The sequence below is a fragment of the Janthinobacterium algoris genome, assembly GCF_051380935.1.
Lineage (GTDB): Bacteria > Pseudomonadota > Gammaproteobacteria > Burkholderiales > Burkholderiaceae_D > Janthinobacterium.
Genome location: NZ_JBNYXZ010000017.1, coordinates 75119 through 88127, shown reverse-complemented (window position 1 = coordinate 88127; position 13009 = coordinate 75119). Strand labels below are relative to the sequence as shown.

Here is a 13009-nt window from a genome sequence, read left to right as displayed (position 1 = left end):
CCATTAATTAAAGCCAATAAAATTATCATTGCATAAAAAAAACAAATCGCCTCACGAGCAGAGTGCTGGCATCAGGTCGAAAAATTCCAGTTCCTGCGACAAAACCTGAAAGAATTGCGCCCCACCTTCAAAATTTGTCAAATACTAAATATTTTTGAGTATTTGGCTTTAACGCTGGAGTCCGAGTAGTTTTCCATATATAGCCGATAAGAATTTCGTGATATCTGTTCATTAAATTGGGAGTCAAGAAGCCTTTTCATCCAGATGCCATAATTTGATAAATTATTTTCAATAATGCAATCTTGATTTTCTGTAGAAATTCCGACACCCTCGACGCCAAAATCTGTTGCGATGATGGGCAATCCGTAAGACAAGGCATCGATCGTTTTCAGCTTGACTCCACTACCAAATAGCAACGGTACCAGCATCGCACAAGCTCCGAGTAAGACTTCATCAAGACTGTCAACGTAACCTTCGATTCTTACATGCAAAGGAAATTTTTTCACGAGCGCCAATAACGATGGGGCAGGATTTTTTCCAATCACACGTATGAGTACGTCGGGAATATCCTGAATAATTTTTGACAAGTGTACGTCAATAAAATTTTCCAAACTTACTGCGTTATGCGGCACATCTAGTCCACCAAGAAACACAAAAATAGGTGATTTGTTCCATGAACGAGCGTAGGGACGCATGCTAGAGGATATATAGGGTGGAAATACATGAACGCCACGCCCGCCCCAAGAACTGAGCAATTCCACTTCCGATTTATTAATCAATAAGTTATCAGGAAAAATTCTTGACTGAACTGCCTCAGAATTTGCCACCAATTTTGACTCATAAGACAGTAACATCTTTTGGACGAATGAAAATTTCCTTATATACGAACGAAATATCCGGGGCACATGCCGCTCAAAATTACCAAGCGGATTAAAACTCTTCGTTTCTGGAAAATTCAAAGCGCGTATCATACTTTCATATCGTACAGAAAAAAGATCTTCCAAATATAGTACATTTCTCGCTTTTCCTGTATTTAGCAAAGGAAGATACTGCCCCATGCGAATGGTATCGAAAACCAAAATATCCGCATCAATCTCATTAATTATCTTCTGCAGCGAAGTCGTAATATTATTGGAAAAAAATAGCGATTCCTGGATACTTTTTTTTCTTCTCAAAAATGTATGAAAAAAAATATTACGCAGTTTCGTTATTCCAGTTGGCAAGATATAATTCTCCTGATTAAATTCATGCGCATTTTTAGTCATCAGGTCCGTCACCGGAAATATCAAAAAGAAATTCTCCGAAGATATTTTCTCGCAAAAAAAACGAATTAATCCCGTCACTACAACTTTTTTACCTACATCGGCAGGAAAAGGGTACAAAGTAGAAATCAACGCAACTTTCATCTTATTTCATTGCTCCGTAAACCAAAAACATCTTTTGAGCCATTTTTTCAGAAGTAATATCGAGCATTCTTGAATAACCTTTTTCTACCAATGCAATACTACCGGGACGATCATGAACCATTTTTAAAATACCAGCAGTTAGTTCTGACACTGAGGTTGGCTTTACCAAGATAGCCGCATCAGCCGCCAACTCATTCATTGGCGGCAAATCAGATGTGAGCAAAGGTTTCCCTGAAGCGAAGGCCTCCACGATAGGCAAGCCATATCCTTCCATCAGACTTGGAAACAAGACACCATCTGCATGTCCCAGTATTGTGCGCATTTCATGATCGGAGACCCAGCCTGGAAATTTGACGGCATCGTTACCCGCGTGCTCTTGTGCAAGCGGACAGTCGGAAGGCATACCCAGCACTGCAAGTTGCCACCCCTCAAGCTTGGCCGCGATAAAGGCTTCGACGCACCGCTTCGAATTCTTGTGGGGACTTACGCCACCGATATGCAGAAGATAATTTTTAGATGAAATCCATTTATCGACAATCGAACGTTCACCGAATTGCTCAGGACAAGTTCGCTCAACGGGTATATAGACCACTTCCGCAGTCAGGTTCAATAAAGACTTGATTTCAACAGCCGAGAAATAGCTGTCTGTAATGATACAAGTCTTAAATTTTGATATCAATTGAACACAAAATTTTCGGTAGCGGTTTCCCCAGCCTTGATAAAAATTCCCACCAGGCGAAGACATATAGATGAGATCATGCACCGTAACCACCCGCGCGCCATAAAAAATATTGCGCAAAAACGGCAAATTCATACAAACTGGCATCGTATTGTAAGGAAAATGAACCACATCCGGACATTGCATCAATACAGTTAATGGAACAGAAAATTGCTCCCATACCGGAAATGGAAGACGCCTTTTCCTAATATAATCTATTCGCTCTGGCAAAACCAGCAAGGCATTGGAAATATCATCTGGGACCATTACACTAATGATGTAATATTCAGGTGCGAAACGAGCCACAGCGAATAGCAATTCCTGCAAATAACGGCCCATTCCTCGTGGCTTATCCAGATAATAACCATCTATCAACAACTTCATAACTTCAACATTCCATAATCAATCGACATGACAAAAAAGGGAAACACCAACAGTCAGCTTCTTACTTGCGTCCGCCCAGTTTTGGCGTGTAGCCCAGAGAATTTCGGGCAAAATTAATCATTTTCTCAACCCGCCCAGCACCGACGATCAAAATAAGATAGTAATACACGTGAAACATAGGAAACGACTTCAGTCCCATGTCTCCTAATGCATGGTAATACCTCTTGAAGATTCCATATTTTTTATCGGCATGGTATGACAGCCAAGGAAAAGAATAATTTGCAATGTCGCGCAAAATTCCATTCAATGCGCCCTTATACTTTTTATCGATCGCTTTCGCAATGGTTACAATGCCGGTCATCATATGAATACGCGCATCAATGGTATATTCTCCTGGCGTATATTTTCCTTTTTCCGCGCTGGAATGACCAAAATCAGGGGCCTCGTCGGCACGGCACAAAGCAATAATTTCCGGCGTGAACACGCCGTTGTGCTTCAATATAATATTTCCAACCAGATGCAATTGATAAAATAGAGACCCATCAAATTCCGATGTCTCGAGTTCGAGCGCCGGCTTCCTTGCGATCGTCAAACCAGCCAGCACGCAGGCGCGCCGGAAGAAAAATGATAGGCTGTCCAGCCCCGCTGGCATAAACCGTTCCTCTGGAAAATATTTTACAGTTTGGGCGACATTATCTGGAGTTCCGTTAAACCAACCATATCCACGCAGAATAACGCCAACATCTTTATTACGGGTTATTACCTCAGTTAAGTTCTTCAGAGCTCCGGAACAAAGAACATCATCATTCCCGAGAAATACACAATAGTCGCCACTAGCTGTCTGTATCAACTGACGTAAGTTTCGATCAAATCCCAAATTTGTGATATTTTCATGATATACAATCATGTCGCCATATTTCTTTTTGTATTCACATGCTATTTCCCCAATTTCTTGGCGTTGTGGAGAAACATCTTCGCAAATAACAATTTCAAATAAATATTCTTTCTGGCTGATAACTGAATCCAATACATTCCTCAGATATTTCGCTCTATTATATGCAGGGATGCAAACGGATAAACTAGGAGATTTCATATATTATTCCAAAAAAATTCCATGAGCCATTAAGAAGAAAGTATCAAATGATACAAGTCGAAAATTTTTTCTTTGATACCAGTCTCATGACCATGTCACTGCAAAAATATTGTTCTTTTATTAAAGAATTGACTAAAATACGATTCCGACAAACAGGAATACGCTGTGAGAGTAGTGATTTTTATCGACTTCGTGCATTATTTACTCAATCTTCAAAAAAATCCCGCTGGAAATGTTGTTCTAGCCCCTTCCATACGCGAAGAATCTGAGAAAACTACAGAAAAGACTCTGCAGCAAGGAGCAATCTCTAATTAAGCTCCGGACCGGTACGTTCGATTACGCATCAACTAGTCCATGCTCCATGCGCCTGCAGATACAAGAAACTACGCTTCGATATAATGCCTCACTAGGGCGCGAGAATTTTCAGACAATTTTCGATGGTGGTCGACTATGGTGCATGATGAACCATACTCGACCGAATCTTACGATGCCATACCCGTGGCAAGCACGGTCCGCTTCGTATAAATGGGCAGGAATATCACCGCAGCCATGACTATGAAAATAGTGGCGGACAACACAATGTCGTTAACGGCGTGATCCGGCCCGAGAATTATCATAAATGACTTATAGTAAAAAAAAGCGATAACGATAAAAGAGAGGCCTAATTTCTTGCTGCGGTACAACGCCCTGTTGAGCAAACCGATCGTGGCGCCAACCATAAATGACAGCATGACGGTCAGGATTGGGCTTTTGGTCAGCAAGAGCCACAAGACGTTATAGCGAAAGGTCGGGCCGAACAATAAATCATTTTTGTTGACCACTTCGTTGATAGCGTAGCCATAGTTAAGTGGAGCCGCATCCCAACTGACCACGCGAAACGAAGCCAACAGGGATCCAAATAACTGATAAAAAAATCCTTGAGGGGGCAACATGTCGATCGTGTCATTGACGAATGCCATGTAATACACATCGCCGGAGGCGAGCAATCGTGTCAGCAGGGCAGGGACAAGAAGACCTAATTCTGTTGTGTCGAGCACCACCGAGAACATTGCTAACATCACAATGATCCCGCCAGCGGTGAAAACAGTTTTTTTCTTGAACGACATCGACACTGTATGGCCGCTAGTGAAAAAATAGACAAAAATATAGAATAGAAAAAACGCCTTATACCCACTGAGCAAACCAAAGACAATACTTATCACGAAGAGCAGATGCTCCATTCTGGAGTTGGGAGATGCGGTGATTTTTTTCTTGACGTAGTAGAAGAGTACAAACAAGGCAGTGGCAACTTGTGACAAGCGCAGCAGGATACCAAATCCGCCAGCAGACGCGTCGTTGCGGCTCTCGAGCAGCAGAGGAATACCCCTGTTGATGTAAATCATCATATTTGCAGCAATAGCAATTGTCATAGTGAACAATATGCCGAATTTAAGCCGTCTGACGAACTCTGGCGATGGCATATGTGGCAGTAGTACAGGCTGTGGGCGGGCGAATAGCAGAATCCCGATAAGCAAGGCCGCTTCCGAAAACAGATATGTTAGTGTGTAATACCATTTTATTTCGTTATAGATGGCCAGGAAGACGACATTGGCCGTGCAAATCGAGTTGGTGAAAATAACAACGAAATAAAGAGGATCTAAAATTGATTTAACAGTTTTCCAGAACAGCAGCCGATACAATACAAACAGTGCCAACCACAGCACCAAGTAGGACTCCATGTGCTTTAGGGCCAGCAGGGAAAATTCGAGGGTTGTCATGTCATTGGAGGATTGCAGAGCCTAATCGGCTTTAATGAGGCAGAGGCGCGGACTTTTGCCCAACGCTAACTGATCGCTAACGCATAAAAAAAAATAATTCGTGTAATCGCACGCAACACCAGCAACGCCGTCAAGCTGCCTTGACGGCAACTCAATTGCACGACTATTGGCCGGCATGCAGATCGACAATAACTTCCTGGTTGACATGATTAAATTTTCTTCCATAGATTCAGTTCGTAATCAAATTGCTTGACCACTTTTGCGGGTGCACCGACGACCATGGTCGCCGCCGGCACATCTGTGCTGATCACGGAATTGGCTCCCACGATTGCGCCGGCACCTATTCGTACCGGCCCTAAAATAATGACATTGTCGCCAATCCAGACGTTATCTTCAATGACGACGGCCCCGCGCAGGGCCAACTCACGCTCAGCCGGCGCCTGCTGCGGATGACTCTGGTGCATACCAACGTAGCTTCCGTGATTGTGGTCAGATACATGGACACGGCTACCAAACAGGACGCCATTGCCGATCTCGATTCTTTCCACGCAAGTAATATGCACATCTAGCGAAAACGATACATTGTCGCCAATGATAATGGTCGGCGAAAACGACTGCTGCCGGTAATGCTGGACTGCTTCGAGCCACAACCCGCCGTAGATGGAGACACCGCTTCCCATTGTGATACATTGGGTGCCACGGATAGCACAGCACGGACCAACATTCAGACCCGGTGCCTTGAGCAAGCGCGCATACATCGCACTGCGCAACTTTGCGAAGCCCCATGCACCTAGCATGTAAAGGGCCCAAGGCAGTGGCTCGGACTTGAATTGTTTTATTCGGCGCGCCAACTTTCCCTTAGCTGTTGGGATCAACTGTATCGAATCAGACATCACGCGCCTGCCTCAACACGCGTGTACGATAGAAATCGTAGATCAAGCGTGCAGTTAAGATTCCCATGTAGGCAAACGCCACCATCGGCAGGCACAAGCGCTTGCGCCAGCCGGTACCCCAACGATGGTAGGTAAAAGCCTGCATGGCCACAACAGCACGGCGCCAGAACGGCATACCGATCATGGCATGCCTGCGCGATTGATAGATATTTTTTCTTAATTTTTTGACGTTTTCTTGTGTGTGCGAGGTATTCGTCCCATGCACACGATACTTGGCCACCGGCTGATTCAAATAACGTAGTGAGCCACGCGATCCAAAGAGATAATATAGTTGCATGTCTTCACTGAAGATGTCGAGGTTAAGCACCGAATTGCCATCCGGCTTGAGCACAGCTTCTCGCCGATACAGCAATACGGAACCGTAGACGTTCCACCGAAAAATCAATTCCCAAGGCAGCGTGCGCTGATCGGCAAGTGCTGCACGCGAGCTTGGTTGGCCTAGCTCACTAATCGCGCTAGTGCCGGTTACCTTTCCCTGCCCATCGATTGGGATTGCATCGGCAAACACCGCCATCACGCCTGGCTCCCCAAGCAAGCTTAAACGACTAATAATTGATTCAGGCATCAGCACATCATCGCTGGCAACAACCAGAATGACATTACCTGTACTCTTCCGCAAAAGGCGATCATATGTTTGCGTGATCCCTGCATTTACTTGACGCTCGAATTCGATGCGTGGGAAACGGTTACCATGCTCTTCTTTCCAGCGTTGCGCAATGGAAAAACCATCATCTGAAGAACCATCATCGATCAGCACCAATTCGATATTCGCCGGCCCCTGCGCAAGAACACTATCTAGGCACTCGACAATATAGAGGGCATGGTTGTATAAGGGAATCAACACCGACGTCAGTGGTCGGTCGCTGCTCGAATTCAGGCTAGACATGCGTTGCTTCCATTCTCTTCATTTCATTTTTAACGAGTAACGCCATCACGATCCAATACAGCAGATAGTTACCGGCATAGGCCATCGCCACACCCTGCAAGCCGTAGGCGGAGACGAATGCCACGGTCAATCCATAAAACGACACGGAAAAGAGCACTTCAGTAAGTATGAAGGTGCGGACCATCGCCCTCCCCAGCATAATGTAACTCAAAATCCAAGAGCCGATCTTCAGCACATCGCCTGTTAATTGCCACATGAACAGCTCGCGCATGGGTACAAAATCACGCGAAAACAGACGTTCTATAATAAAATCGCGCAATACATACATCACAATGGCGCCAATCACCACCATTGGTAACACCAAGCTGTAAACCTTGACGATCTCTTTACCTAGCTCAGCGCGCATCTTGATTTCAGCCAGACGCGGCAAGTAATACATCGACAAGGTCAGTGTCACCAGCATCAGATAAATTTCACTGATTTTCCATGAAGCCTGCCAATAGCCGGCAGCATTCAATCCTAACGTGGCCGATAAATGGTTACGAATAAACATGAAGGCAAGCGGGGACATGATTGCAGAGGTAAGGCCCATCAATCCGAAACCGGACAGTTCGCGCACTGTTGAACGGTCAACTTTGCCCCACAAAAACGTCACTTTGAACCATTCACGGCGCCATACCAGTGCACCGGTAGCCAGCAACAACGCCGCCGGACTGATTGCAATGGCCAAGAGTGCGCCATACAGGCCCCAGACGGAGGTGAGAACACCGACCACCAGCAAACTCAGCAAACTGCCAATGATGTTCGCACTGACGTAAATTGCCACATCCTTCTTGCCGTTGATAATCGCCAATAACAAGTTGTTGACGGCAATTGCCGGCAGCGCCAGACCCAGTCCGATGAATACCGTTCCCATGTCGGCCCGCTCCAGCAGCTTGAACGATAGCCACTGGTTCGCGACAATAAAAGTAATGCTTGCTAGTAACGTTGCGGACAGCGTCAGCTTGAACGCGGTTTGCCACACCGTGTGCTGTTGTGCACGGTTATCATAATGCTGTGCCGTACCCTTGGTGACGCCCGGGCCCATCACGCCGCCACTCAGGCTAAGTGCGACGGCGAGTGCATTCTGAAACTGACCGATCAAGGCATATCCTGATGGACCAACGTACACAGCGAGAACCTTGTTCAGGATCATTGCTGCGCCGACTTTCACTGCCACTGCAATGCCGTTCAACAGGCTCGATCGGACCAGACTCATCGATTCAACGCACGCACGACCGTAGCAAGCTCGTCAGTTTCCAGCTGGGGACCAATCGGCAAGCTCAACACCTGTGCTGCCATCTGTTCGGCTATCGGGAACACGCCAGCTTTCCAGCCGAGGTCAGCGTAGCACTGCTGCAAATGTGGAGAGATCGGATAATGAATCAGCGTCGTCACGCCAGCAGCGGTAAGTTGTTGCTGCAGCGCTTCACGGTTAGGTACCGTCACCACAAACAAATGCCAGGCCGGCGTCGCCCACTTGGGCACATATGGCAAGCCCAGGCCGCTGTCGCGCAACTGCTCCAGGTAGTGGGCGGCGATCGCGCTGCGCCGGCTATTCCACTCATCGAGACGGCGCAGCTTGACGCGCAATATCGCAGCCTGAATAGGATCGAGTCGGCTGTTGTAGCCTTGGAATTCGTTAACATACTTCACGCGCGAGCCATAATTGCGCAGCACGCGGATGCGCTCGGCCAGCACCGGATCGTCGGTCGTGATGGCGCCGCCATCGCCAATCGCCCCCAGATTTTTGCCTGGGTAAAAGCTCCATGCAACCACGTCGCCATGCGCGCCAATGCGCTTGCCCTTGTAACGCGATCCGTGGGCCTGGGCCCCATCTTCCAGCACGCGCAGGCCATGTTTGCGGGCGATCGCAAGGATCGGATCCAAATCTGCAGGCTGACCGTACAGGTGGACTGGCAAAATCACCTTGGTACGAGGTGTGATGGCCGCCTCGATCAGGGCAGGATCGATATTGAAGGTGCGGGCGTCCGGCTCTACCGGAACGACTGTTGCGCCGCACTGGCTGACGGCGAGCCAGGTGGCGATATACGTGTTGCTTGGGACGATGACTTCGTCGCCAGGACCCACATCCATCGCGCGTAAGGCCAGATGCAAGGCATCGAGGCCATTGGCCAGGCCGACGCACTCTTTGGCGCCACAAAATTGGGAGAACTCAACCTCAAAGGATTCGACTTCAGGACCACCGATGTAGTACCCGCTGTGCAGCACACGTTGTACCGCAGCGTCGATATCAGCCTGGCACTCAAGATAGGCGGCTTTCAGATCTAAAAAAGGAACATTCATTTTGTTGGTACCTCTGCTGCTTTCAAAAAGTCGCCGTAATCGCGGAAATAATCGTCTTCATCGTAACGGTTTGATGCCAATACCATGCATACGGAACCCGATGAAAAATTATCAAGTTCACGCCAAATCATGGGGCACACATACAGTCCATTGTAGGAACGGCTCAAATGCACGCGCTTCTTGTTGAAGCCGTCATCGAGCACTACATCGAAACTGCCCGACATCGCGATGATCAGCTGGTGCAAGCCCTTATGTGCATGGCCGCCTCGCTCGGCGCCGCCGGGAACGTCATACAGGTAGTACACACGCTGGATGTCGAACGGGACATGTTCACCGCCCTCGATAAAGGTCAAGTTGCCGCGCGGATCGGCAATCTTGGGAAGTTCAATGACCTTGCAAAGATCAATATTCATTTGAATCTCTTTTGTAAAATTGGCGGAATGCGTCGGCGCGCCGTGAATTATTACCATTGGGCAAAGGAGCCCCGAACATCAGTCAGGAAAATTCCTTCAACCACTCTGCGACCACCGATTCCGGATAACCGCGATGAAAATGTTTTCGCCACGGATAAGCACTGGTATCGGGATCATTCTTCAATTTGATTTTCGAGGTATCGCAAAGATACTTCGCCGGGGTGCCGCCGACCACCGTATCGGGTGCCACATCACGTGCCACTGAACTGTGCGCCGCAACCAGCGCGCCCTTGCCAATCGTCACCCCTGGCAATACCACCGACATCGTTGCGACTGCAGCGAAATCTTCCACAGTGGCGCCTATCGATATGTCGCTCGGCGGATGCGGATCATTGGTCAGGACGACATATGGGAAAATCCAGACGTAATTGCCAACTGTGGACTTCTGTCCAATGTGCACATTGCTGTGGAAACGCACGTAATCGCCGATAGTACAACTGCCCTGGATGTCGCCCAAGGTTCCAACCTGAAAATTAATGCCGACAACGGTTTTTTCGCGAATCGTGACGCGGTGGCCTGTGGTCAAGCGCTCGCCGAAGGTCGAGCCCTCATACAAAATACTGTGCGATCGAATCAGGCTGTTTGCGCCAATCACCAATGGTAAACCATCGGCAAGCGCCGATGGATAGCCGATTTCGCAGTGCGAATCGATTTTCGTGTTATCACCAATCACGACGTTGGCGTGGACGATCGTGAATGGCCCGATTGATACGTTTTTTCCAATCGTCGCTTCGGGTGACACAGCTGCCAAAATATGAATCATGAGAAATCCGAGGTTAGTGGTAAACACCGCCGGTTATCGACCAGGCAGAGACCGTTAAGGGCCACTGATTAATTCGACTTTCCGCCGAAACGTCGTATGTAAGTCTTTGATTTTTAATGCGACGAGTTTTCGCAAATTGAATTAATCAGCGCTTCCTTAGATATGAACTGCGGTTTTCTTGACTTCCGTCACAGACAACTGTTCGCGTTCGGCCGCGGCAAGCATGTGACGCAATGTAGCTTCCAGACTGCGAGCGGCAGGAAGGCCGTTCTTCGGCGTTGGTAAAGCCTGTAGCTTGGCCGGGCTGCCGCACAGGCGATGCACTTCGCCTGTGCGGACAAACGCCGGATTAACTGTAACGTCAATCTGGTGCCCCGTGATCTGGGACAGCAACTCAATCACGTGCAGCAAGGTGTAGGCATTCCCAGAGCAAATATTGTAAGTTTCGCCAGACTGACCTTGCTCGATCAACTGAAGATACGCTGCGCATACCATGTCGACATCATTGAATTCCCGTTCAACATGCAAATTGCCCAGCTCGATGCTAGGCGCACGCCGCGCAAAATGGCTGACCAGCTTGGGAATCAGGAACTTATTGTCTTGGCCCACCCCGGTGTAATTGAACGGCCGGGTGAACATCAGCGAGAGCCGATCCCCAAGCGTACGCGCCATATGTTCCATCGCCAGTTTGCTGGTGGCGTAATGGTTCATCGGCGCCGGCCGCTGGTTTTCCGTGATCGGCGACTCATCGCAGTTACCGTACACATTCGCGCTGCTGGCCAGCAACACCCGGTGCGGCGCCTGCGGCAAGGCCAGCAAAGCGTCGAGCAGGTTCATGGTGCCGACCACATTGACCGCATAGAACGCGTTGTCGTCCGCCTGGCCGACGAAGCTGATTGCCGCCAGGTGCACGACCGTGTCAGGCGCTGCTGCCAATACCTGCTGACGCAACGCCGCCTTGTCGCCCAGGTCGCACGTCAGCGCCACCACTTCGTGACCCGCCGCGCGGGCCATGTCGGCAAAAGGTCGTCCGGTAAAACCGGATGCACCTGTCAGCAGTATCTTCAAAACGAGAAACCCTGCTTGTTACGTACGAAGTCAGCGTCATACATCAGTTTGCACAACGTTTCGAGCGTCGTCTCAGGCTTCCAGCCCAGCACGCGTTCGGCTTTCGCCGGATCGCCGATGAGCAATTCCACTTCCGCCGGGCGGTAGAATTTCGGATTGATGCGCACAATCGTCTTGCCAGTGGCGGTATCGACAGCAAACTCGCTCTCCGCCGCGCCTTGCCATTCCAGAGTGATGTCGGCGGCCTTGCAAGTCATCGTGACAAAGTCGCGCACCGTCTCGGTACGGTTGGTGGCCAGCACAAAGGTATCTGGCTCGTCGACCTGCAGCATCTGGTACATGCCTTCCACATATTCCTGGGCAAAGCCCCAGTCGCGCTTGGCGTCGATATTACCCAGTTCGAGGCAATCGAGCTGGCCGAGAACGATCTTGGCAACGCTGTCGGTAATTTTACGCGTGACGAATTCGCGTCCGCGCAGAGGCGACTCGTGATTGAACAAGATGCCACTAGCGCCGAAGATGCCATACGATTCGCGGTAGTTGATCGTCATCCAGTGAGCGTACAGCTTGGCCACGCCATACGGGCTGCGCGGGTAAAAAGGCGTGGTTTCCAGTTGTGGAATCTCTTGCACCTTGCCGAACATCTCGGATGTCGATGCCTGATAGAACTTGATTTTCGGATTTACGAAACGGATCGCTTCAAGCAGGTACAGTGCGCCCAGGCCGGTGATATTTGCTGTGGTGGCAGGCTGATCGAACGATACGCCGACAAAGCTTTGCGCAGCCAGATTGTAAATCTCATCCGGTTGAACACGGTCAACCAGGCGCAACACGCCACTCTGATCAGTCAGGTCAAACTCGACCAGATGCAAATCCGGATGGTTCTCCACACCCAGCTCCGCCAGGCGCCAGAAATTGGTCGAACTGGTACGGCGGAAAGTGCCGTACACGGTATAGTCAAGCGCCAGCAAATGCTTGGTCAGATAAGCGCCATCCTGACCGGTGATTCCTGTGATGAGGGCAATTCTTTTGGTCATTTTCTTTGTGTACTCGATTTAGAATTAATACGGTCCGGCGCTGCCGAAGGTGCTCTGCAGCTACAAAATATCACTCTCGCCGAAGGGGCTGCCGGATTGGGCAGCGTTCCGTTGCAACGCCACCT

12 protein-coding genes are annotated in these 13009 nt (G+C 48.9%); all 12 read right to left on the bottom strand.

The window, feature by feature from the left end; genetic code table 11:
* Positions 1 to 137: 137 nt before the first annotated feature.
* The 12 genes from ACQ4W7_RS22555 to gmd all read right to left on the bottom strand — a co-directional run bounded on the left by ACQ4W7_RS22555 (position 138) and on the right by gmd (position 12884).
* Positions 138 to 1406, bottom strand: coding sequence for a glycosyltransferase (locus ACQ4W7_RS22555; protein WP_436533379.1), 1269 nt, complete (start codon positions 1404 to 1406; stop codon positions 138 to 140).
* Position 1407: 1 nt separating this feature from the next.
* Positions 1408 to 2508 carry a glycosyltransferase family 4 protein gene (locus ACQ4W7_RS22550; RefSeq protein ID WP_436533377.1) on the bottom strand — a complete coding sequence of 367 codons (1101 nt, stop codon included), beginning with the start codon at positions 2506 to 2508 and terminating at the stop codon, positions 1408 to 1410.
* 61 nt (positions 2509 to 2569) lie between these two features.
* Positions 2570 to 3601 carry a glycosyltransferase family 2 protein gene (locus tag ACQ4W7_RS22545; protein WP_436533375.1) on the bottom strand — a complete coding sequence of 344 codons (1032 nt, stop codon included), beginning with the start codon at positions 3599 to 3601 and terminating at the stop codon, positions 2570 to 2572.
* A 482-nt stretch (positions 3602 to 4083) separates the two neighbouring features.
* Complete coding sequence (locus ACQ4W7_RS22540) at positions 4084 to 5358, bottom strand: hypothetical protein (RefSeq protein ID WP_436533373.1); 1275 nt, start codon at positions 5356 to 5358, stop codon at positions 4084 to 4086.
* Between the two features lie 209 nt (positions 5359 to 5567).
* A complete protein-coding gene (locus ACQ4W7_RS22535) occupies positions 5568 to 6251 on the bottom strand; it encodes an acyltransferase (RefSeq protein WP_436533371.1) in 684 nt (227 codons plus the stop codon).
* On the bottom strand, positions 6244 to 7197 hold the full coding sequence (locus ACQ4W7_RS22530; protein WP_436533369.1) for a glycosyltransferase: 954 nt from the start codon (positions 7195 to 7197) through the stop codon (positions 6244 to 6246). The genes ACQ4W7_RS22535 and ACQ4W7_RS22530 overlap by 8 nt, the downstream gene beginning before the upstream one ends.
* Positions 7190 to 8455, bottom strand: coding sequence for an O-antigen translocase (locus ACQ4W7_RS22525; RefSeq protein WP_436533367.1), 1266 nt, complete (start codon positions 8453 to 8455; stop codon positions 7190 to 7192). Before ACQ4W7_RS22525 ends, ACQ4W7_RS22530 begins: the two co-directional genes overlap by 8 nt.
* Positions 8452 to 9543 carry a DegT/DnrJ/EryC1/StrS family aminotransferase gene (locus tag ACQ4W7_RS22520; RefSeq protein ID WP_436533365.1) on the bottom strand — a complete coding sequence of 364 codons (1092 nt, stop codon included), beginning with the start codon at positions 9541 to 9543 and terminating at the stop codon, positions 8452 to 8454. The genes ACQ4W7_RS22525 and ACQ4W7_RS22520 overlap by 4 nt, the downstream gene beginning before the upstream one ends.
* Positions 9540 to 9956 carry a sugar 3,4-ketoisomerase gene (locus tag ACQ4W7_RS22515; protein WP_436533363.1) on the bottom strand — a complete coding sequence of 139 codons (417 nt, stop codon included), beginning with the start codon at positions 9954 to 9956 and terminating at the stop codon, positions 9540 to 9542. Before ACQ4W7_RS22515 ends, ACQ4W7_RS22520 begins: the two co-directional genes overlap by 4 nt.
* An 82-nt stretch (positions 9957 to 10038) precedes the next feature.
* Positions 10039 to 10779, bottom strand: coding sequence for an N-acetyltransferase (locus tag ACQ4W7_RS22510; protein WP_436533361.1), 741 nt, complete (start codon positions 10777 to 10779; stop codon positions 10039 to 10041).
* Positions 10780 to 10935: 156 nt separating this feature from the next.
* Positions 10936 to 11847 carry a GDP-mannose 4,6-dehydratase gene (locus ACQ4W7_RS22505; RefSeq protein ID WP_436533359.1) on the bottom strand — a complete coding sequence of 304 codons (912 nt, stop codon included), beginning with the start codon at positions 11845 to 11847 and terminating at the stop codon, positions 10936 to 10938.
* On the bottom strand, positions 11844 to 12884 hold the full coding sequence (gene gmd / locus ACQ4W7_RS22500; RefSeq protein ID WP_436533357.1) for a GDP-mannose 4,6-dehydratase: 1041 nt from the start codon (positions 12882 to 12884) through the stop codon (positions 11844 to 11846). Before gmd ends, ACQ4W7_RS22505 begins: the two co-directional genes overlap by 4 nt.
* Between the last annotated feature and the right edge of the window lie 125 nt (positions 12885 to 13009).

Bases quoted from the DNA above. Each gene is read 5' to 3' on its own strand.
- ACQ4W7_RS22555 (WP_436533379.1), bottom strand. From the start codon at position 1,406: ATGAAAGTTGCGTTGATTTCTACTTTGTACCCTTTTCCTGCCGATGTA.
- ACQ4W7_RS22550 (WP_436533377.1), bottom strand. From the start codon at position 2,508: ATGAAGTTGTTGATAGATGGTTATTATCTGGATAAGCCACGAGGAATG.
- ACQ4W7_RS22545 (WP_436533375.1), bottom strand. From the start codon at position 3,601: ATGAAATCTCCTAGTTTATCCGTTTGCATCCCTGCATATAATAGAGCG.
- ACQ4W7_RS22540 (WP_436533373.1), bottom strand. From the start codon at position 5,358: ATGACAACCCTCGAATTTTCCCTGCTGGCCCTAAAGCACATGGAGTCC.
- ACQ4W7_RS22535 (WP_436533371.1), bottom strand. From the start codon at position 6,251: ATGTCTGATTCGATACAGTTGATCCCAACAGCTAAGGGAAAGTTGGCG.
- ACQ4W7_RS22530 (WP_436533369.1), bottom strand. From the start codon at position 7,197: ATGTCTAGCCTGAATTCGAGCAGCGACCGACCACTGACGTCGGTGTTG.
- ACQ4W7_RS22525 (WP_436533367.1), bottom strand. From the start codon at position 8,455: ATGAGTCTGGTCCGATCGAGCCTGTTGAACGGCATTGCAGTGGCAGTG.
- ACQ4W7_RS22520 (WP_436533365.1), bottom strand. From the start codon at position 9,543: ATGAATGTTCCTTTTTTAGATCTGAAAGCCGCCTATCTTGAGTGCCAG.
- ACQ4W7_RS22515 (WP_436533363.1), bottom strand. From the start codon at position 9,956: ATGAATATTGATCTTTGCAAGGTCATTGAACTTCCCAAGATTGCCGAT.
- ACQ4W7_RS22510 (WP_436533361.1), bottom strand. From the start codon at position 10,779: ATGATTCATATTTTGGCAGCTGTGTCACCCGAAGCGACGATTGGAAAA.
- gmd (WP_436533357.1), bottom strand. From the start codon at position 12,884: ATGACCAAAAGAATTGCCCTCATCACAGGAATCACCGGTCAGGATGGC.